A 20727-nucleotide genomic window follows, 5' to 3' on the forward strand; every position below is an offset into this window, starting at 1 on the left:
CCACGATTGCAAACCTTGCGCACGGCTTGCCAAATCGCGGGCAAAAAAAAGCTGCCCAAAGAGGCAGCAAAAACTTTAAGAACACGCGATGTATTGGCCGCAGCATAGACGCCGGATAATGACAGTGTCATGACAGCCGCAAATTCATTCAGCCGCCCCTGCCCAGTCATCAGGATGTCATCAAGCGCACCGCAGAATCCTCGCAAACCGTCTTGAGCCTTCGACGGATGCTTGCAGGGATTCCCATGAAAGAAGACGCCTCGCTGTTTGCCGCCATCGACCTGGGCTCGAATGCGTTTCGCCTGATGATCGGCCAGTCGGTCCGCAGTCGAAAAGGCTTCATGATTCAGGAAGTCAAAACCCTGCGTGAACCGGTGCGGCTGGCCGAGGGCTTTGACGGCGGTGCTCTGGATGAAATGGCGCTGGATCGAGGCTGGCAGGCATTGGCGCGGTTCGGCAAGAAACTGCGCGGCTTCGAGGCCGGCAAGGTGCGGGCCGTGGCGACCAGCGCAGTACGCGAGGCTGACAATGCGCAGTTGTTTCTGCACAGTGCCGAACGCCATCTGGGGTTTCGTATCGACGTCATTTCCGGCCATGAAGAGGCGCAACTGGTGTATGCCGGCGTCGCCCACTCCCTACCGGGGGCGGAGGACATGCGGCTGGTGGTAGACATTGGCGGTGGTTCCACCGAGCTGATTCTCGGCCAGGGGTCGCAACCGCTGCTCACCGAAAGCATCGCCATTGGCAGCGGCAGCCTGGGCGCACGCTATTTCCCTGATGGACGCATTGCGCCCGGTGCGCTGCAGGAAGCCGAGCGCGTGGCGATCCTGCAATTCGAAAAAGTCGCCCGCCGCTACCGCGCGCAGGGCTGGCAACAGACCATTGGCTCGTCGGGCACGGCGCGGATGCTGGCGAAGGTGCTCAAGGCTAATCGCTTGAATGACTTCGGTCAGGATGGCATCACCTATGGTGGGTTGTTGCGCCTGTCGCTGTTGCTGCTGAAGGTGAAGAACGTTCAACAACTGAAGCTCGCCGGTCTGCAACCGCATCGCCAGAGCATCCTCCCGGGAGGGCTGGTGCTGATGCTGGCGGCGTTCAAGGTGTTTGGCATTTCGCAGATGGTGCCGTCGGAACCGGGGCTGCGCCTCGGTGTGTTGCACGGCTTGATGAGCCGTCACTGACACCCTGCACACTCCCGTGTGGGAGCGGGCTTGCTCGCGAAGGCGGAGTGTCAGTCGAAAATTATTTAGCTGACACTCCGCTTTCGCGAGCAAGCCCGCTCCCACAGAGACGGAGTTAGCGCTTTATGCCAGTTCTTTGCGGAGCTGGCGGGCGGCGGCAACCATGTGCACCAACGCCGCTTCAGTCTCCGGCCAGCCACGGGTTTTCAGACCGCAATCCGGGTTGACCCACAACCGTTCCGCCGGAATCCGCAGCGCTGCCTTGCGCAGCAGGTTGGCCATTTCCGAAGCATCCGGCACCCGCGGCGAGTGGATGTCGTAGACGCCCGGGCCGATCTCGTTCGGGTAATCGAAGGCCTCGAACGCCTCCAGCAGTTCCATGTCCGAGCGCGAGGTTTCGATGGTGATCACATCGGCGTCCATCGCCGCGATGGACTCGATCACATCATTGAACTCGCTGTAGCACATGTGCGTATGGATCTGCGTTTCGTCGCGTACACCGGAGGCACACAGGCGGAACGCTTCGGTTGCCCAGTCCAGATAGTGCTGCCATTGCGCGCGGCGCAGCGGCAGACCTTCGCGGAATGCGGCTTCGTCGATCTGCACGATCCTGATTCCGGCGGCTTCCAGATCCACCACTTCGTCACGGAGCGCCAGCGCCAGTTGCCGCGCCTGAACCTCACGGGACACATCTTCGCGCGGGAACGACCACATCAGCATGGTCACAGGTCCCGTCAGCATGCCTTTCATGACCTTGCCGGTCAGGCCCTGGGCGTAACGGATCCACTCCACGGTCATGGCTTGCGGACGACTCAGATCACCGAAGATCACCGCCGGTTTCACGCAACGCGAACCATAGCTCTGCACCCAGCCGAAACGGGTGAATACGTAGCCGTCGAGTTGCTCGGCGAAGTACTCGACCATGTCGTTGCGCTCGGCTTCACCGTGCACCAGCACGTCGAGGCCCAACTGTTCCTGGATTTGCACGGCGTGGCGAATTTCGCTGTACATGGCTTCGGTGTATTCGGCTTCGCTCAGTTTGCCTTGCTTGAACGACTGACGCGCCAGGCGGATCGACGCAGTTTGCGGAAACGAACCGATAGTGGTGGTCGGGAACAGTGGCAAATCGAGGCTGGCGCGCTGCTTGGCGATGCGCTGGGTAAACGGCGATTGGCGCTGGCTGTCCTGCGCGGTAATGGCCGCGACACGGGCCTGCACTGCCGGTTTGTGAATACGAGGCGAGGCGGCGCGGCTGGTCTGTACCGAGCGACTTTGGGCCAAGGCGCGCAGCACTTTCGGCGCTTCCGGCTCGCTGACCGCCTGCGCCAGCACGGCGACTTCCTCGCACTTCTGCACGGCAAACGCCAGCCAGCTTTTCAGCTCGGCATCGAGCTGGTCTTCGCGGTTCAGATCCACTGGGCTGTGCAGCAACGAGCACGATGGCGCGACCCACAGGCGATCACCCAGGCGCTCATGTGCATGCTGCAAAGTCGCCAGCGCATGTTCCAGGTCGCAGCGCCAGACGTTGCGGCCGTTGACCACACCCAGCGACAGCACTTTGTAGGCCGGCAGGCGATCAAGGATGGTCGGATACTGTTCCGCTGCACGCACCAGGTCGATGTGCAAACCGTCGACCGGCAGATTGGCGGCCAGACCGAGGTTCTCTTCCAGACCACCGAAGTAAGTGGCGAGCAGTTTCTTCAGCGGATCACGCTGGATCTGGTTATAGGCTCGCTCGAAAGCGTTTTTCCACTCCTGGGGCAAGTCGAGCACCAGAATCGGCTCGTCTATCTGCACCCATTCCACACCAAGGGCGGCGAGGCGCGCAAAGATCTGTCCGTACAGCGGCAGCAGGCGATCAAGCAATTCCAGCTTGTCGAACTCGGCGCCTTTGGCCTTGCCCAGCCATAGATAAGTCAGTGGGCCAATGATCACCGGTTTGACGTTATGCCCCAGTGCGCGGGCCTCTTCGACTTCTTCGAACAACTGTTCCCATCCGAGCTGGAACTGTTGATCGACGCTGAATTCCGGGACCAGATAGTGGTAGTTGGTGTCGAACCACTTGGTCATTTCCTGCGCATGGGCACCGCCGCAGCAACTGTCGCTGACACCACGGGCCATGCCGAACAAGGTTTGCAGGCTGGCCTTGCCGTCATGCGGACGGAAGCGCTCGGGAACCACGCCGAACATCAGCGAGTGGGTCAGCACCTGGTCGTACCAGGCGAAATCGCCTACCGGCAGCAGCTCGATGCCGGCGTTCTTCTGCAAGTCCCAGTGGGCCTTGCGTAGTTCACGACCCACTTCACGCAGGCCGGCCTCGTTCAGTTCTCCTTTCCAGAACGCCTCTTGCGCTTTTTTCAGTTCGCGATCGCGACCAATGCGCGGAAATCCGAGGGAATGGGCCAGTGCCATGACAAACAACTCCAATGTCTTGTTGATGGCGGCCATTGTCGAGATCAAGCGCTAGTGAGACAAACTCATTTTAATCTTGATGATCACGAGTTTCTCTCATGATCAAATGTGAGCTGTTTTTCCGCTGAAAACACGGTTTGCCCTGCAGGATATTCATCCGCAGATCAAGCTGCAGGCGAAGCTCACGACGCCCTTTCAATACTCGATGGCGCCTTGATGTAAACCCTCTGAAACCGGGCGCTTGCAGGCTGCGATTCTGTTCTATGGTTAGATCGAAATGGCTGGCGCAGCGGCGGGTTAAAGGTTGCGACAGATCAGGTCTGCGCCTATGTTGCACGCGAGCTTTTCCCCGCGAATGGAACGCGATCAACACCACTACAAGAGGTGAAGAAATGTCAAAGGATTCACGCCCTGCCGTACTTGGGCTGATCGGCAATACGCCGCTGGTACAAGTTACCCGCTTCGATACCGGCCTCTGCACACTGTTTCTCAAACTGGAATCACAAAACCCCGGCGGCTCGATCAAGGACCGCGTCGGTCTGGCGATGATTGATGCCGCTGAACGCGACGGGCGCCTTCAACCGGGTGGCACCATCGTCGAGGCCACCGCCGGCAACACCGGTCTGGGCCTGGCGCTGGTCGGCCGGGCCAAAGGCTACCGCGTGGTGCTGGTAGTCCCGGACAAGATGTCCACCGAGAAAGTCCTGCACTTGAAAGCCATGGGTGCCGAGGTGCACATCACCCGCTCCGATGTCGGCAAGGGCCATCCCGAGTATTACCAGGACGTGGCCGCACGCCTGGCGAAAGACATTCCCGGCGCGTTCTTCGCTGACCAGTTCAACAACCCCGCCAACCCGCTGGCCCACGAATGCAGCACCGCGCCGGAGATCTGGGCGCAGACCGAGCATGATCTGGACGCGATCGTGGTTGGCGTCGGTTCCGCCGGCACACTGACCGGGCTGAGCCGTTTCTTCAAACGGGTACAGCCGGATCTGCAAATGGTCCTCGCCGACCCGGTCGGTTCGGTGATGGCTCAGTACAGCCGCGACGGCACCATGCCGACGCCCGGTTCATGGGCGGTAGAAGGCATCGGTGAGGATTTCATTCCATCGATCACCGACCTCACCAGCGTGCGCCACGCCTACTCGATCAGCGATGAAGAAAGCTTCGACCACGCCCGCCAGTTGCTGCGCGCTGAAGGCATTCTCGGGGGTTCGTCCACCGGCACCCTGCTCGCCGCCGCGCTGCGTTATTGCCGCGAACAGACCGAGCCGAAACGCGTGGTCAGCTTCGTCTGCGACACCGGCACGCGCTATCTGTCCAAGGTTTACAACGACCAGTGGATGACCGATCAGGGCCTGTTGCAGCGCAAACGCTATGGCGACCTGCGTGATCTGATCGCCCGGCGCTTCGAAGATGGCCGCGTGATTAGCGTCGGCCCCGACGACACCCTGCTGACCGCGTTCCAGCGCATGCGCCTGGCGGATGTCTCGCAGTTGCCGGTGCTGGTTGAAGGTAAACAACTGGTCGGTGTGATCGACGAATCGGACATCCTGCTGCCCGTGCACGAAGACGCTGCGCGCTTCAGTCAATCGGTGTCCAGCGTGATGACCGACAAACTGCAAACCCTCGCCCCCGGTGCCAACCTCGCCGAGCTGGAAGCGGTGCTCAGTCGCGGCCTCGTCGCGATCATTGCCGACGCCTCCGGCTTCCACGGCCTGATTACCCGCACCGACATGCTCAACCAATTACGGAGATCCCTCGCATGAGTCAGCACGACGATAAATCCCAAGGCTTCGCGACCCGGGTGATCCATGCCGGGCAAACGCCTGACCCGACCACCGGTGCGCTGATGCCGCCGATCTACGCCAACTCGACTTACCTGCAAGACAGCCCCGGCGTGCACAAGGGCTTCGACTACGGGCGCTCGCACAACCCGACGCGTTTTGCCCTGGAGCGTTGCGTGGCAGATCTGGAAGGTGGCACCCGCGCGTTCGCGTTCGCTTCCGGGCTGGCGACCATTTCCACCGTGCTCGAACTGATCGATGCCGGTTCGCACGTGATCTCCGGCAATGACCTGTACGGCGGCACATTCCGTCTATTTGACAAGGTGCGCCAGCGCAGCGCCGGGCATCGCTTCAGCTACGTCGATCTGACTGACCTGGCGGCGTTCGAAGCGGCGCTGCAGGACGACACCCGCCTGGTGATTGTCGAGTCGCCGACCAACCCGCTGCTGAGCCTGTCGGATCTGGCCGCGATTGCGCGCATCTGCCGCGCACGCGGGATCATCAGCGTTGCCGACAACACCTTCGCCAGCCCGTACATTCAGCGCCCGCTGGAGCTGGGTTTCGACATCGTGCTGCACTCGACCACCAAGTACCTGAACGGTCACTCCGACGTGATCGGTGGTATCGCGGTGGTTGGGCAGAATGCCGAGCTCGCGGACAAACTCGGCTTCCTGCAGAACGCGGTCGGCGCGATTTCCGGGCCGTTCGATGCGTTCCTGACCTTGCGCGGGGTCAAGACTCTGGCGCTGCGCATGGAGCGTCATTGCAGCAACGCGCTGGAACTGGCCAAGTGGCTGGAGCAGCAACCGCAGGTCAAACGTGTCTACTACCCGGGCCTGCCGTCGCACCCGCAGCATGAGTTGGCCAAGCGGCAGATGCACGGTTTTGGCGGGATGATCTCGGTGGATCTGAACAGTGATCTGGAGGGTGCACGGCGCTTTCTGGAAAACGTGAAGATCTTTGCCCTGGCCGAGAGCCTGGGCGGTGTTGAAAGCCTGATCGAGCATCCGGCGATCATGACTCACGCGACCATTCCCGCTGAAACCCGCGCAAAACTCGGAATCGGCGATGGCTTGGTGCGTCTGTCGGTGGGTGTCGAAGACCTCGAAGACCTGCGCGCCGATCTGGCGTACGCGCTGACGAAGATCTGACCCTGCAACAACGACAAAGCCCGCAGCAATGCGGGCTTTGGTGTTCGAGTAGGCGGCCAGTGCTGGTCTCTGGCTTACAAGGTTTATCGGGCCTCTCACAGTACAAAAGCAACCATGGAAAAAGAGCGGTGCTTTGCTGCCTCACACGGCATAAGGGCTGGATCTCAGCGCGGAGATCTTTCTAACCGTGTACCCTTCGGAACGCGCCCCACGTCCCCTTGCTATCCGCTTGCGCATCAGTCTGCGTCTTCGCCTACACCTTTGAGGCTAGCAAAAGCCATCGCGTCCCGGGCGGTGTTTTTAGACTGATTTCCTTCAAGCGCCCCTGCGCAAGGAAGTTAACCGACTATCGCTTGCATGTTGTCGCACCTGCACCTGCATTTTGCCGATCTATACTTTTCAGTTCGCTAACGCGGTTTCATGCAAAAACGTCGACACCCGTGCGCCCATCGAGCGCGCCCGTGCCAATCGCCAATCTGGTCAACCCCGGGCCAACGGAATGCTGTGTGGCTGATGGGTCGTGGAGAAAATCATGAAACACACGCTTTTGTCAGGCGCCATTCTTGCGGTCGCGGCGACCGTGATGTTGCCAACGGTTTGGGCTGCGCAGCCGCAGGCGGTGGCCTCTGATGGTTCGGATCATGTCGGCGCTGGCGCAGTGGCTTCCGATGGTTCCGATCATGTCGGCGCTGGAGCAGTCGCCTCGGACGGTTCCGATCATGTCGGGGCTGGTGCAGTCGCCTCGGACGGTTCGGATCATGTCGGGGCTGGAGCAGTCGCCTCGGACGGTTCTGATCATGTCGGGGCTGGTGCAGTCGCCTCGGATGGTTCCGATCACGTCGGGGCCGGCGCAGTCGCCTCTGATGGCTCCGATCACGTCGGGGCTGGTGCAGTCGCCTCGGATGGTTCCGATCACGTCGGGGCTGGCGCAGTCGCCTCTGATGGCTCCGATCACGTCGGCGCAGGCGCACTGGCTTCCGACGGCACCGACAAGGTCGGCGCCAATCACTATGCCTACTCACGCGTCGGCGTCGGTTCTGATCGCGTCGCTTCGGCGCTGATGACCGGCAGCTATTCCGACCAGTTCAACTCCCCTCAGTAATCGGCGCGGGGCGACCCATTGGGTCGCCTCTCCCTCCGCCGCACTAGCACATTTGTGCTAATCGACCGCCCCGCCCACCGGCGTTATATTCCCTCGCAACCCCCGATGCTCCCCAACATTGCCGCTGTGCAGTGCGCGGGATCGTCGTGCCTGGAAATCAGAACAACACCAAGGAAGAAACACCATGAAACTGCATTCCAACCTTCTCAAAGTGGCGATCGTCAGCGCCCTGCTGCTTGGCGCCAGCGGTTGCCAGACCGCCAAACCCACCGAAGCCAGCATGAAAGAACGCGCCCAGACGGTCATCGGCAAGCCGGTGTCGAAAATCGACAACATCCGCAGCGACAGTACCCTCACCTACTACACCGCGTACACCTCCGCCGGCGAGTACAACTGCGAGTTGCCCAGCGGCGCGATTATCGCGGTGGCGAGCATGGGCATCATGACCCCGCCGCTGTCGTGCCTGCCCAAAGGCGCCTCGCCGATTCCGTTCCAGTAAACCTTCATCCCCGGTAAAGGACTACGTTCCATCATGAAAACCCTGATCGCAACTCTCACCCTCACCCTCACCGCCCTCGCCCTGAGCGGCTGCGCCACGCCCAAACAGTGGGAAGCCACCGGTGGCAGCAAGAACGACGGCGTGGTCCAGGTCTCCTACGAATTGGGTCAGTTCGAAAGCGGCCAGACCAACGCCGCGCAAGGCCTGACTGTGGCGATGGAGCGCTGCAAGACCTGGGGTTACAAGAACGCCGAGGTGACCGGTTCAGAAAAGAACATCTGCCGCACCATGGGCCAGTTCAACTGCCTGCAAACCACCATCACTCAGAACTACCTCTGCAAGCGTTGAGTCAAACCTGCTCGGCCGGCTCGGTTTGCCGGTCGCGCAGGCTGCGCAAGGTCGCGCGCAGCTCGGCCGGGCGTACCGGTTTGGACAGGATGGCAATTTGGCGGTCGTGCAAGGCCGCCTGTATTTTCTCGATGTCATGCCCGGTGATGATCATCGCCGGCACCGCAAAACCACGCTGGCGCCGCACCTCGTCAATGCACTCGATGCCCGTGGAATGTGGACCCAGATCGTAATCGGCGACGATGATGTCGCAATCGGTGACCAGCCCCTGCCCGCTCAATTCGCCTTGCACCACGCAGCCCCAGCGCTCGAGCAGCGCCGAGGTCGCCAGCAAGACGTTGCGATCATCCTCCACCAGACACACCTTCAGCCCGGTCAACAGGCCGGCCTGCCGCACATCGTCACGCATGACCGGCAACTGCGGCGCCACCGCCACCGGCAAGCCATACAGGGAGACCGCCGTGCCGCGCCCAAGCTGCGAGCGCAAGGCCACATCGACGCCGATCAACTGCCCCAGACGCTTGACGATCGACAGCCCGAGGCCGACGCCTTCCACGTCCTTGTCGCGCACCTGACGCACTCGATAAAACTCCTCGAAGACCTTCGGCAGATGCTCCTCGGCAATGCCGCTGCCGCGGTCATAAATCACGATGGCCAGCCCGACACCGCGTTTGCGCACGCCGATCAGCACCGGGCGTTGCGCGCCGTACTTGAAGCAATTGGAAAGCACGTTCTGCACCATGGTCGCGAGCAACGCCGGATCGCTCTGCACCCAGTGCTGGCACGGACGCAGACGCAACTCCACGCCAGCCCAGCGCGCCGCCTCGGCGTTCTGGCGGATCAGGTCGGCCAGCCACTCGCCGAGATTGAACACCTGCAGCCTCGGCAGAATGCGCCCGTTGTCGAGGGTGTAGAGGTCAAGAATCGAACGGAACAACTGCGAGACGTTGAGCAGCGACCGGTCGATGTTGTCGACCAGTTGCCGCTCCTGCTCGCCCAGCCGCGATTCACGCAGGCACGCCGTGAACAGCCCGATGGAATGAATCGGCTGGCGCAGATCGTGACTGGCCTGGGCGAGAAACCGGGATTTCTCCAGATTGGCCGCGACCGCCTCTTCGGAGGCCTTGCGCGTGCGCTCCAGCAGCAAGTGCGCGTAGAACGGAATCACGGTGCTGGTGAGCATCAACATCAGCACCATGTACGGCTGCGCCTGCCACACCGGCGTCAACCGATAGACCGCCAGCAACGCCAGCAGCGCCAACCCCGTGGCAATCGCCAGATAGCGCGAGCCATAGCGCATGCCGTTGCCCAGGTTGACCCAGATGATCACCGCGTACAGCGGCAACGCCGCTTCACCGCCGAGCACCAGGCCGAAACAGGTGCCGGTGTAATCGTGGATCATCGCGAATATTCGTCGCGCCGGGTAATGCCCCGGCCAGCGCGCGATGGCCTGGCGCAAGACAATCGACGCCAGCAGAAACAGCGTGATGTAGACCACCACCGGCAGATAGACATCGAAGCGCTGACCCGGCAATACACCGAGCACGCAGATGTAAACCATGGCAATGCTGGCGATGATGATCCGCAGATTGGCCTGATCCAGCTCGGTGTTTTTCTCGAACTTCATGGGCAACGTCCTTGTGCGACAGTCGTCAGATTCAGCAGCGGCCGGCAGGCAATCTGCGTACGCGGTGCTAAGGTGCATGCCGTAAACCACGCTGATCCAGGGAGGGTCACGTCATGACATGCCGCATCATCATAGCCGACGATCACCCGTTGTTTCGCGAAGCCATGCGGCGCACCGTGCAGCGCCTGTTGCCCGAGGCGACTATCGAGGAGGCCGGCGACCTCGACGCCGTGCTGGCCTTGCTGCCCGACGGCAGCGAGCCGGACACACTGATTCTCGACCTGCGCTTCCCCGGCCTGACCTGCATCAGCCAACTCGCCGAGCTGCGCAAAAAACTGCCGCGCACCACTTTGATCGTAGTGTCGATGGTCGACGACGAGGCATTGATCGGCGAAGTGATGGCGGCCGGCATCGACGGTTTCATCGGCAAGAACATCGCCCCGGATGAGATCGGCGAGGCCATTCTGGCGATCCGCGAAGGCGAAGTGCTGGTCAGGTTCGCGCCTTCCGGGCTGCTGCCGCTGGAGACCGGCACCGCCCTCACCCCGCGTCAGCAGGATGTGTTGCGGCTGATCGCCCAAGGCAAGACCAACAAGGAGATCGCCCGGGAACTGGATATCTCGCCGTTCACCGTGCGCATCCACGTGTCGTCGCTGTTGCGCACACTCAATGTGCCGTCGCGGGCAGCCGCTGCGGTGAAGTATTCGGGAGGCAGCGGCGCAATTTAAATGAACCCTGCGCGTTTGGACTCACCTAACTGAAAGACCATCAGGAGGTAGCCCATGCAAATTGAACCCGTCTGGATCGTACTCGCCGTCGTTCTTGTGATCGTTGAATTGTGGGCGATCAACCGCGTGCGCAAGAGCGCAGGCAAAGGCAGCAACAAAGGCGTGTGGATTATCGCCATCGTGTTCGTGCCGTTGTTTGGCCTGATTGCCTGGGCACTGGCCGGCCCGAAACACGTGACTCAGGATTGAGTAAAAGCCCCCTGCGGCAGCTCCTACAGGGAATGCAGCGTTTACGGATCAACCTGCGCCATCAACTCCGGCACCGATTCCGGCCGTTTGGCATAGCGCTGCGCCAACACCGCGCAGACCATCAATTGAATCTGATGGAACAGCATCAGCGGCAGAATCAACACACCAATCGTGCTGCCGGCAAACAACACCTGTGCCATCGGCACGCCGGTGGCCAGGCTCTTCTTCGAACCGCAGAACAGAATGGTGATGCGGTCTTCCTGGCTGAAACCGAACGCCTTGCCCAGCAAGGTCGACGCCAACAGCACCAGCGCCAGCAGAATGCAGCAGACCACCACCAGCCCCAGCAGATCGACGACCGGAATCTGATGCCAGATGCCCTCGTTGACCGCCTCGCTGAACGCGCCGTACACCACCAGCAAAATCGACCCCTGATCGACAAACTTCAGCCAGTTCTTGTTGCGCCCGACCCACGCGCCGATCCAGCGCCGAGCGATCTGCCCGGCAATAAACGGCAGCAGCAGTTGCACGCTGATCTTCAGGATCGCATCCAGGGTCGAGCCACCGTCGCCGTGCACGTTCAGCAGCAGCGTCACCAGCAATGGCGTGAGGAAGATCCCGAACAGGCTCGACGCTGCCGCGCTGCAGATCGCCGCCGGGATATTGCCTCGGGCTAGCGAGGTGAAGGCGATCGCCGACTGCACGGTGGCGGGCAACGCGCAGAGATACAGCATGCCCATGTACAGCTTGTCGCCGATCAGCGGTGACAGCAGCGGTTTCAACGCCAGCCCGAGCAGCGGGAACAGCACAAAGGTCAGACCGAACACCAACAGGTGCAGGCGCCAGTGGCCGGCACCGGCGATGATCGATTCACGCGACAGTTTCGCGCCGTGGAGGAAAAACAGCAGCGCGATGGCGATATTGGTCAGCCAGCCGAACCCCACCGCGACCTGCCCGCTGGCCGGCAGAAAACTGGCCAGCAGCACGACGCCGATCAGGGTCAGGGTGAAGTTGTCGGGCAGGAATCTTGGGCGAGTCATGGGTCTGTTCATCCGGGGGTTGCCAGTACGTGACTGCGACTCTAACGTGAGCAGGAATTACCGACTAACGCCGAAGAGCCAACAGATGCCGCCTAAAGGACATGAGAAAAGCTTCCGGCGCAGCATTCCCGGGTTGCCCAGCCTGCCCCGTGCGCTGTACGGGCGCACCGAATCGCTGCCCAATCGCGCACTGACCCGGCGTCACAGTCACCCGTGGGTGCAATTGTCGTACGCGATTCAGGGCGTGCTCGAAGTGCAGACCAGCGCCGGGCGTTTCGTCGCGCCACCGGAGCGTGCGGTGTGGATTCCGGCAGGCGTGCCGCATCGCGTGTTCAGCTCGCCGCACACCGAAATGCGCAGCCTGTACATCGATTGCAGCGTGGCCGGCTGGGCGCTTGAACGTTGTCATGTGTTGGGCGTCAGCGACCTGCTGCGCGAACTGATCCGCGCGTTCAGTCTGGTCCCGGTGGAATACGACGAGAGTGGCGCACATGGTCGGTTGGCCCAGGTGATCCTCGATCAACTGGCTGAGGCGCCGCAGATCGACCTGATGCTGCCACTGCCGCAGGACAGCCGTCTGCGACAGATCTATCAAAGCCTGGAGCAACATCCGGAACAGCAGACCACACTGCACCATTGGAGCGACAAATTCGGCGTCACCGAAAAAACCCTCAGCCGCCTGTTTTTACGCGACACCGGCCTGACCTTCCGTGCCTGGCGTCAGCGCTTGCGATTGCTCGGCGCACTGACCCCGCTGGAACGTGGCGAACGCGTCACCGACGTGGCTCTGGCCTGCGGTTATGACTCGACCTCGGCGTTCATCGCAGCCTTCCGCCAACAGTTTGGCGAGACACCGGGGGAATTTTTTCGCTGAGTTTTGTCGATATTTATCGAATTAGCACATGCCATTCGGCAAAGTTCAGGGTAGAGTTTCGCCCATACGAAATTTTCTACACGTCTCGACCATAACCACAATGATCCACCCCTTTAGCGAACCTGTCGGCGGTAACAGCATGATCGAAGTCACTGAAGTCTCCATTGCTCAATTACGCGCGGCGCTCGACGCCGGCCAGACCACCGCGGTTGAACTGGTGCAGGCCTATCTGGCCCGGATCGACGCCTATGACGGCCCGAACACGGCCACTGCACTGAACGCCGTGGTCGTACGCAATCCCGAAGCACTGGCAGAGGCCCAGGCGTCCGATGCACGCCGCGCCAAGGGCGAAACCCTCGGCCCGCTCGACGGCATCCCTTACACCGCCAAGGACAGCTATCTGGTCAAGGGGCTGACCGCGGCTTCCGGCAGCCCGGCATTCGCCGATCTGGTGGCGCATCGCGACGCCTTCACCATCGAACGCCTGCGTGCCGCCGGAGCGATCTGCCTGGGCAAGACCAATATGCCGCCGATGGCCAATGGCGGCATGCAGCGTGGCGTCTATGGCCGGGCCGAAAGTCCGTACAACGCGGCCTACCTGACCGCGCCGTTTGCCTCCGGCTCGTCCAACGGTGCCGGCACCGCCACTGCCGCGAGCTTTTCGGCGTTCGGCCTGGCGGAAGAAACCTGGTCGAGCGGTCGCGGCCCGGCATCGAACAACGGTTTGTGCGCCTATACGCCGTCGCGCGGCGTGATCTCGGTGCGCGGCAACTGGCCGCTGACGCCGACCATGGACGTGGTGGTGCCGTACGCCCGGACCATGGCCGATCTGCTCGAAGTGCTCGACGTTGTGGTTGCTGAAGACCCCGACACCCGTGGCGATCTGTGGCGCCTGCAGCCGTGGGTGCCGATCCCGAGCGTTGCCTCGGTACGCCCTGCGTCCTACGCCGAACTGGCGGTGAAGTCCGATGCACTGGCCGGTAAACGCCTCGGTGTACCGAAGATGTACATCAACGCCGACCCTGAAGCCGGCACCAGTGAAGCACCGGGTATCGGCGGCCCGACCGGGCAGCGGATCAACACTCGCGCTTCGGTGATCGACCTGTGGAACCAGGCCCGCACCGCTCTGGAAGCGGCCGGCGCCGAAGTCATCGAAGTGGATTTTCCGCTGGTTTCCAACTGCGAAGGCGACCGCCCCGGCGCGCCGACCGTGTTCAATCGCGGCATCGTTTCCAAGGAATTCCTGCACCACGAACTGTGGGATCTGTCGGCCTGGGCCTTCGACGATTTCCTGCGCGCCAACGGCGATCCGAAGCTCAATCGCCTGGCCGATGTCGACGGGCCGAAGATCTTCCCGCACGACCCGGGCACCCTGCCCAACCGTGAAGGCGATCTGGCCGCCGGCATGGACGAATACGTGCGCATGGCCCAACGCGGCATCACCCCGTGGGACCAGATCCCGACCCTGCCCGATGGCCTGCGCGGTCTGGAAAAGACCCGCAAGCTCGACCTCGAAGACTGGATGGACACGTTCAAGCTCGACGCGGTGCTGTTCCCGACCAACGCCGACGTCGGCCCGGCAGATGCCGATATCAATCCGGTATCGGCGGACATCGCCTGGAGCAATGGCGTCTGGGTCGCCAACGGCAACCTGGCGATCCGTCACCTCGGCGTTCCGACCGTCACCGTGCCGATGGGCATCATGGCCGACATTGGCATGCCGGTTGGTCTGACTTTCGCCGGTCGTGCTTACGATGACTCGAATCTGTTGCGTCTGGCCTCGGCGTTTGAGGCTACGGGCTCGAAACGTCAGGTGCCGCCGCGTACTCCGGCGTTGACTGTCGGCAAGTAAAAAGCAGGGTTGGATTGAGGCTCGATAGGGCCTCAATCCGCTTTCGATTGCAATGCCCTTTCACTTATCTCTGCATCAATACAATCCTGCCAACACACCCCCCCATAACTGGCAACTGACAGTTCTGACAGTAGCGGTGGAACAGGACGGCGAGTAACGTTCTCGCTCGATAGACTTTCCATTTGGAAAATCCCTGAAACCGTTCAGCACTGAAGGAACGCAACCATGAGCAATGCCATTCTGCTTAAACAACTTGGCGTCGATGAAAACTTGAAGCCATTACCCATCGAAGTACAGCAACAACCCGTTGGCAAATACTACAAGGCCGAATTCAATCCTGATTTTCCGCCCATTCCGAGTTTCAGGCCGGAGCTGTTTATTTATGCATCCTTGGTTCCCGGATCAGTCAGCATCATCGGTCGATATCACGAAGCAGACGTTTTTTACCAGATTACTATCATCATTGATCAGAAGCTCGAAAGTGGCACATATCCAATTAAGAAAGGTGACGAAAGCCCTGTGCGTGCCAGCGTCATTGCTTCTGGAGGGATCATTTCGAGTGACAACGGCGAAATCAAACTTAAGCGAGACGACAAAAACAAATCAATATACGCAGACTTTGATTTTCAAATAGAGCCCGATGGAAAGCCGCACAAAGTACAAGGCAGATTAGAACTGCTGGCATCGGGCCCTCTTGACAAACCTGCACAATAAGAAAGTCAGTCGCAATGACATATTAATGCCAAACGGGTATGTGTCCGCCCGCAGTGTTTGGCAGCTCTGCCTTCCAAATCAACTCGCACTGAAATTTCTCTCGTATAAACGCATCAATGCCGCTTGCCATTGCAAAGATGCCTGCCGCAAAAAACGCCAGACACTTCGTTTTTATCGAACTTTGCCTCAGGAATATACGATTTTTCCTTTGCATTCACTCCTCGCTAGCATGTCCCGGTCTGCCTCCAACGACATAAAAGACAGGGAGATTGCCATGCCCACTGACAACATCAATATCGGCGAACCATGGATGTGGGGCGCGTTTATCGTCTTCGTCCTCGCCATGCTTGCACTGGATTTGTTCGTCTTCGGCGGACGTAAGGCGCACTGCGTTTCAGTGCGGGAAGCGTCCTGTTGGGTGATCGCCTGGTGCGCACTGGCCTTGGCTTTCGCCGGATTGCTCTGGTGGTATTTGCACGGCGAGTTCGGCGCTGAGATTGCCCAGCGCAAGACCCTGGAATTCCTCACCGGTTATCTGATCGAGCAATCGCTGTCGATCGACAACATGTTCGTCTTCGTGATGATCTTCAGCTACTTCGCCGTGCCACCGGAATTGCAGCGCCGGGTGCTGCTGTACGGCGTACTCGGGGCGATCGTGATGCGCGCGGCGATGATCTTCGCCGGTGTGTGGCTGGTGTCGCAGTTCGAGTGGCTGTTGTATGCCTTCGGGGTGTTCCTGATCATCACCGGGATCAAGATGCTGATGTTCGCCGAGCAACAACCGGACCTCGACAAAAACCCGCTGCTGCGCTGGGTGCGTGGGCACATGCGGATCACTCAGGGCTTTCACGGCGAGCGCTTTTTCGTGCTGCAGAACGGCGTGCGCTGGGCCACGCCGATGTTCCTGGTGTTGGTGCTGATCGAGGCCAGCGACCTGATGTTTGCGGTCGACAGCATCCCGGCGATCTTCGCCGTCACCACCGATCCGTTCATCGTGTTCACCTCGAACATCTTTGCGATCATGGGTCTGCGCGCGCTGTATTTCCTGCTGGCCGACATGGCCGACCGCTTTCATTTGCTCAAGTATGGACTGGCGATTGTGCTGGTGTTCATCGGCGGCAAGATGACGCTGATGCCTTGGTTTCACATGCCGGTGGAATGGTCACTGGCGGTGGTCGGCGGGGTTATTCTGGGGTCGGTGGTGTTGAGTCTGGTGATGAGTAAAAACGCGCCACAAAACCTGTAGGAGTGAGCCTGCTCACAATGCGGTGCGACATTCAATAAAGGTGTCGGCTGACCCGACGCCTTCGCGAGCAAGCCCGCTCCCACAGGTGATAGTCAGTGGATGGAGGATCCGGAGCTGGCCGAGATCAAAGGGTGGGAGTGGGCTTGCTCACGAAGGGGCCGGCACATTCAGCATCCATGTTGCCTGGTCCAGCGCCTTTGCGAGCAGGCTCACTCCTCCAGAGGGTGTGCGGCTACTTGTCGGACTTGATGCTGGTCCACACCCGCGTGCGTACGCGTTCGAGTTTTTGAGGTAGTGGCTGGACTACATAAAGGGTTTTCAGGGCCTCAGGCGTTGGCGTCAGGTTCGGGTTGCCGGTGATGTCTTTGTTCACCAGCGGCATCGAGTCGTTGTTCACGTTCGGGTAGCCGAGGAAGTCGCTGATCGGCGCAATGACTTTCGGATCGAGCAAGGTGTTGAGGAATTCATGCGCCTCTTCGACATTCTTCGCGCTCTTCGGAATCGCGAAAGTATCGAACCAGATCGGCGCGCCCTCCTTCGGCAAGCGCCAGTCAACCACCACACCGTTGCCCGCCTCTTTCGCACGGTTGCCGAACTGATAGAAGCTGCCGGAGTAACCGATGGCCACGCAGATGTCGCCATTGGCGATGTCGGTCATGTACTTGGCCGAGTTGAAGTAGGTCACGTACGGACGAATCTTCAGCATCAGGTCCTTGGCCTTTTCATAGTCGGCCGGGTTCTGGCTGTTCGGGTCGAGGCCGAGGTAATGCAGGGCCAGCGGCAGAATTTCCGACGGCGAGTCGAGCATCGCCACGCCGCAGGATTTGAGCTTCTCCATGTTCTCCGGCTTGAACACCAGATCCCAGCTGTCCACCGGCGCGTTGTCGCCGAGCGCTGCCTTGACTTTGGCCGGGTTGAAACCGATCAGTACCGTGCCGTACATGTAGGGCACGCCGTACTGGTTGCCAGGGTCATTGGCGTCGAGCAGTTTGAGCAGCGCCGGATCCTGATGACTCCAGTTCGGCAGTTTTGACTTGTCGAGTTTCTGGAACACGCCGGCCTTGATCTGAGTGTCGATGAACTGGTTCGACGGCACCACCAGGTCGTAGCCGGAGTTGCCGGTGAGCAACTTGGCCTCCAGCGATTCGTTGGTGTCGAAGGTGTCCCAGGTCACTTTGATGCCGGTCTTCGCGGCGAAATCCTTGGGCACCGACGGCAGGATGTAATCCGCCCAGTTGTACACCCGCAGTTCGCGCTGTTCGGCGTGCACCGCGCTGGCCAGCAGCGTCAGCCCACACACGGTGGCACCCAGAATGCGTTTCATCGTGACCATGGTTGTTTCCCCGGAATGCGACGTGAGATCGATGGTTTTTATGTTCTGTACACGGCAGCGGCTGTAAAGGTAGCCAAGGGCAAGCAAAGTCCAGCGTTTAGTTATGGCTTTGATTCTTGCCGACCTCGGGGTCGCGGCACAGTGGGGGATGGGCCAAAAGGGGATCGAAATGGCCAATTTGAATGACCACTGGAATGCGGAGCCTGGGCGAGGATCACTTGTGGTGAGGGGATTCATCCCCGATGGGGCGCGAAGCGGCCCCCTTTACATCTCAAAGGGGCCCGCACTCGCTGATTTCACGACTGCTTCGCAGCCGATCGGGGATAAATCCCCTCGCCACGTTGATTCTGGGTCTGCCCACGTGTGGCGAGGCAGTAATACAACGGCACTGTCACCACCAGGCCGAACAGCCACGACAGATCCGCACCGTCCACCAGATTGGCGTACGGCCCGACATACAACGAGGTATTGGCGAACGGCAGCTGCACAATAATCCCGAGGAAGTAGGCAATGATCGCGTGTAGATTGAAGCGCCCGTAAATGCCGCCATCCGCGCGGAAAATCGAGGTGATGTCATACGCGCCGCGCTTGATCAGATAGAAGTCGATCAGGTTGATCGACGCCCACGGCACCAGTACCAGCAGCAACGCCAGAATCAGTCCGATGAACTGCGAAATGAAGTCCGCCGAGGCACCCAGCGCCACCACGCAGCAACCCGCCAGCACCACACTCGACAACGCCACGCGCACCTTGATGCTTGGCGTCCACTGACTGGCAAAGGTCTGGATCGAGGTGATGATCGACAGCACCGCGCCGTACAGATTCAGCGCGTTGTGGCTGATGATATTGAGCAGAAACAGCACCATCAGAATCGGCCCCAGCCACCCGGTGGACTGCTTGACCGCCGCCATCGCCTCGGTGCCTTCCGGCGTTGCCAGTACCGCCACGGCGCCGAAGCTGAACGACAGAATCGTCCCCAGCGTCGCCCCCAGATAAGTGGCCCAGAACGGTTTGGCGATGCCGATATCCGCCGGCAGGTAACGCGAATAATCGGACACGTACGGCGAGAAGCTGATCTGCCAGATGATCCCCAGCGACACCGTCGCCAGCCAGCCCGACAGGTTGAAGCTGCCGCGCGTCAGGAAGTCTGCCGGCAAGTCGTGGGCGAAGATGTAGATGAAACCGGCGAGCAGCGCGCTGCCCATCACCCAGGTGCCGATGCGGTTGAGCGTGTGGATGAAGTTGTAGCCGATCACACCAATCGCCGTGGCCGCCAGTGCGCCAATCAGAATGCTCAGCGGTGCCGGCACCGATGGCGCAATACCGACAATCGATTTACCGGCGAGCACGATGTTGGAAATGAAAAAGCCGATGTAGATCAGCGCCGCAAAAAACACGATCAGCAGTGCGCCGTAACGCCCGAACTGGCCACGGCTCTGAACCATTTGCGGAATGCCCATGCGCGGCCCCTGCGCCGAGGCCAGTGCGATCACCACGCCGCCGATCAGGTGCCCCAGCGCAATCGCCAGCAGCCCCCAGAGCAAGTCGAGATGGAACACCTGAACCACCATGGCGCCGGTGACGATGGGCAGTGGCGCGATGTTGGTGCTGAACCATAAAGTGAAAAGGTCGCGGGCCTTCCCGTGGCGTTCCGCGAGTGGGACGTAGTCGACCGTGTGATTCTCGATCAACGGATCTTGCCGGGACATCTGGGACATATGCATGAACTCGAGTTTGTCTGTTTTTATCTTTGTATGAAGCCAAACCGGGGGAACTCTGGGTCGCCCCTCAGATGCAGACCATATTATGGTATTCCAAACATTTCACAAGACTGATACGTAGTTTGCGGCGCCATCTGATACGCCATCCTCACTGATACCATGGCCTGCAGGCCAGCCGAAAGCCCAATAAACGCTGAGTTTCCGACGAAAGCACCACGTTTATCGGTTCAGCCTAAAAGCCCTTGCAAAGAAAAAATACTGGTATACCATCAGACCAACAAATACATAAAAATCGCGTCACAACACCCGAGGACCGTCCAATGATCGATGCTGCCATCTACAAACAAGTCATGGGCTCGTTTCCGTCCGGCGTCACCGTCATCACCACGCTGGACGATGACGGCCAGATCGTCGGCCTCACCGCCAGCGCCTTCAGTTCACTGTCGATGGACCCGGCGCTGGTGCTGTTCTGCCCCAACTACAGCTCCGACTCCTACCCTGTGCTGATCAAGAACAAGCGCTTCGCAATCCACGTTCTGTCCGGCGGCCAACAGAGCGAAGCCTATGCCTTCGCCCGTAAAGGCAAGGACAAAGCGCAAGGCATCGAGTGGACATTGAGCGAGTTGGGTAACCCGATCCTGGCCAACGCGACGGCTATCATCGAGTGTGAGTTGTGGCGCGAATATGAAGGCGGCGACCACGCGATCATGGTCGGCGCGGTGAAGAACCTGATCGTCCCGGAGCAGCACACCGGGCCGCTGGTGTATTGCCACGGCAAGATGGGCGCCCTGCCCGTTCTGGCCTGAGCAAAACTTCAACCCCACACAAATCCACTGTGGGAGGGGGCTTGCTCCCGAAGGCGA

At 60.4% G+C, this 20727-nt stretch carries 18 protein-coding genes; 13 read left to right on the forward strand and 5 right to left on the reverse strand.

Going from position 1 to position 20727, the window contains the following annotated elements; genetic code table 11:
• The first annotated feature begins 245 nt into the window (after positions 1-245).
• On the forward strand, positions 246-1181 hold the full coding sequence (locus M0808_RS16750; RefSeq protein ID WP_247841926.1) for a Ppx/GppA family phosphatase: 936 nt from the start codon (positions 246-248) through the stop codon (positions 1179-1181).
• A 123-nt stretch (positions 1182-1304) separates the two neighbouring features.
• Here M0808_RS16750 and metE read toward each other — a convergent pair whose 3' ends face one another.
• Complete coding sequence (gene metE, locus M0808_RS16755; RefSeq protein WP_247841994.1) at positions 1305-3593, reverse strand: 5-methyltetrahydropteroyltriglutamate--homocysteine S-methyltransferase; 2289 nt, start codon at positions 3591-3593, stop codon at positions 1305-1307.
• A gap of 392 nt (positions 3594-3985) precedes the next feature.
• Here metE and M0808_RS16760 point away from each other — a divergent pair, with 392 nt between their 5' ends.
• From M0808_RS16760 to yecR, 5 genes are all read left to right on the forward strand, one after another.
• Complete coding sequence (locus M0808_RS16760) at positions 3986-5362, forward strand: cystathionine beta-synthase (protein ID WP_225135284.1); 1377 nt, start codon at positions 3986-3988, stop codon at positions 5360-5362.
• Positions 5359-6531 carry a cystathionine gamma-synthase gene (locus M0808_RS16765; protein ID WP_041062583.1) on the forward strand — a complete coding sequence of 391 codons (1173 nt, stop codon included), beginning with the start codon at positions 5359-5361 and terminating at the stop codon, positions 6529-6531. Before M0808_RS16760 ends, M0808_RS16765 begins: the two co-directional genes overlap by 4 nt.
• Before the next feature lie 532 nt (positions 6532-7063).
• Positions 7064-7633, forward strand: coding sequence for a phage infection protein (locus M0808_RS16770; RefSeq protein ID WP_247841927.1), 570 nt, complete (start codon positions 7064-7066; stop codon positions 7631-7633).
• 184 nt (positions 7634-7817) lie between these two features.
• Entirely contained in the window at positions 7818-8132 is a 315-nt protein-coding gene (locus M0808_RS16775) for a hypothetical protein (RefSeq protein WP_135295994.1), read from the forward strand.
• A gap of 33 nt (positions 8133-8165) precedes the next feature.
• The gene (gene yecR, locus M0808_RS16780) at positions 8166-8480 is read left to right on the forward strand and encodes a YecR family lipoprotein (RefSeq protein ID WP_247841928.1); all 315 of its coding nucleotides are present in this window, start codon (positions 8166-8168) and stop codon (positions 8478-8480) included.
• A gap of 1 nt (position 8481) precedes the next feature.
• Here the strand turns inward: yecR and M0808_RS16785 are convergent, their stop codons facing one another.
• Positions 8482-10107 (reverse strand): hybrid sensor histidine kinase/response regulator, encoded by a 1626-nt coding sequence (locus M0808_RS16785; RefSeq protein ID WP_247841929.1) that lies wholly within the window; start codon positions 10105-10107, stop codon positions 8482-8484.
• A gap of 113 nt (positions 10108-10220) precedes the next feature.
• Here M0808_RS16785 and M0808_RS16790 point away from each other — a divergent pair, with 113 nt between their 5' ends.
• Both M0808_RS16790 and M0808_RS16795 read left to right on the forward strand, forming a co-directional pair.
• Positions 10221-10835, forward strand: a complete 615-nt coding sequence (locus M0808_RS16790; protein WP_247841930.1) for a response regulator transcription factor — start codon at positions 10221-10223, stop codon at positions 10833-10835.
• 54 nt (positions 10836-10889) lie between these two features.
• Entirely contained in the window at positions 10890-11084 is a 195-nt protein-coding gene (locus M0808_RS16795; protein ID WP_027613057.1) for a PLD nuclease N-terminal domain-containing protein, read from the forward strand.
• Between the two features lie 41 nt (positions 11085-11125).
• Here the strand turns inward: M0808_RS16795 and M0808_RS16800 are convergent, their stop codons facing one another.
• On the reverse strand, positions 11126-12124 hold the full coding sequence (locus M0808_RS16800; RefSeq protein WP_064587897.1) for a bile acid:sodium symporter family protein: 999 nt from the start codon (positions 12122-12124) through the stop codon (positions 11126-11128).
• Between the two features lie 85 nt (positions 12125-12209).
• Here M0808_RS16800 and M0808_RS16805 point away from each other — a divergent pair, with 85 nt between their 5' ends.
• The 4 genes from M0808_RS16805 to M0808_RS16820 all read left to right on the forward strand — a co-directional run bounded on the left by M0808_RS16805 (position 12210) and on the right by M0808_RS16820 (position 16810).
• Positions 12210-12998: a helix-turn-helix transcriptional regulator gene (locus tag M0808_RS16805; RefSeq protein ID WP_247841931.1), complete on the forward strand. Its 789-nt coding sequence runs from the start codon at positions 12210-12212 to the stop codon at positions 12996-12998.
• 139 nt (positions 12999-13137) lie between these two features.
• Positions 13138-14850 (forward strand): amidase, encoded by a 1713-nt coding sequence (locus M0808_RS16810; RefSeq protein ID WP_247841932.1) that lies wholly within the window; start codon positions 13138-13140, stop codon positions 14848-14850.
• Positions 14851-15075: 225 nt separating this feature from the next.
• A complete protein-coding gene (locus M0808_RS16815; protein ID WP_247841933.1) occupies positions 15076-15564 on the forward strand; it encodes a hypothetical protein in 489 nt (162 codons plus the stop codon).
• Between the two features lie 274 nt (positions 15565-15838).
• A complete protein-coding gene (locus M0808_RS16820) occupies positions 15839-16810 on the forward strand; it encodes a TerC family protein (protein ID WP_247841934.1) in 972 nt (323 codons plus the stop codon).
• A gap of 232 nt (positions 16811-17042) precedes the next feature.
• On the opposite strand, the gene M0808_RS16825 is transcribed toward M0808_RS16820, so the two are convergent.
• Together M0808_RS16825 and M0808_RS16830 are read right to left on the reverse strand one after the other, a co-directional pair.
• A complete protein-coding gene (locus M0808_RS16825) occupies positions 17043-18143 on the reverse strand; it encodes a polyamine ABC transporter substrate-binding protein (RefSeq protein ID WP_282188311.1) in 1101 nt (366 codons plus the stop codon).
• Positions 18144-18439: 296 nt separating this feature from the next.
• A complete protein-coding gene (locus M0808_RS16830; protein ID WP_247841935.1) occupies positions 18440-19861 on the reverse strand; it encodes a cytosine permease in 1422 nt (473 codons plus the stop codon).
• 323 nt (positions 19862-20184) lie between these two features.
• Here M0808_RS16830 and M0808_RS16835 point away from each other — a divergent pair, with 323 nt between their 5' ends.
• On the forward strand, positions 20185-20670 hold the full coding sequence (locus M0808_RS16835; RefSeq protein WP_003225754.1) for a flavin reductase family protein: 486 nt from the start codon (positions 20185-20187) through the stop codon (positions 20668-20670).
• The last annotated feature ends 57 nt before the right edge of the window (positions 20671-20727 follow it).

It is taken from the genome of Pseudomonas sp. MWU12-3103b (assembly GCF_023100615.1).
GTDB classification, from domain to species: domain Bacteria; phylum Pseudomonadota; class Gammaproteobacteria; order Pseudomonadales; family Pseudomonadaceae; genus Aquipseudomonas; species Aquipseudomonas putida_A.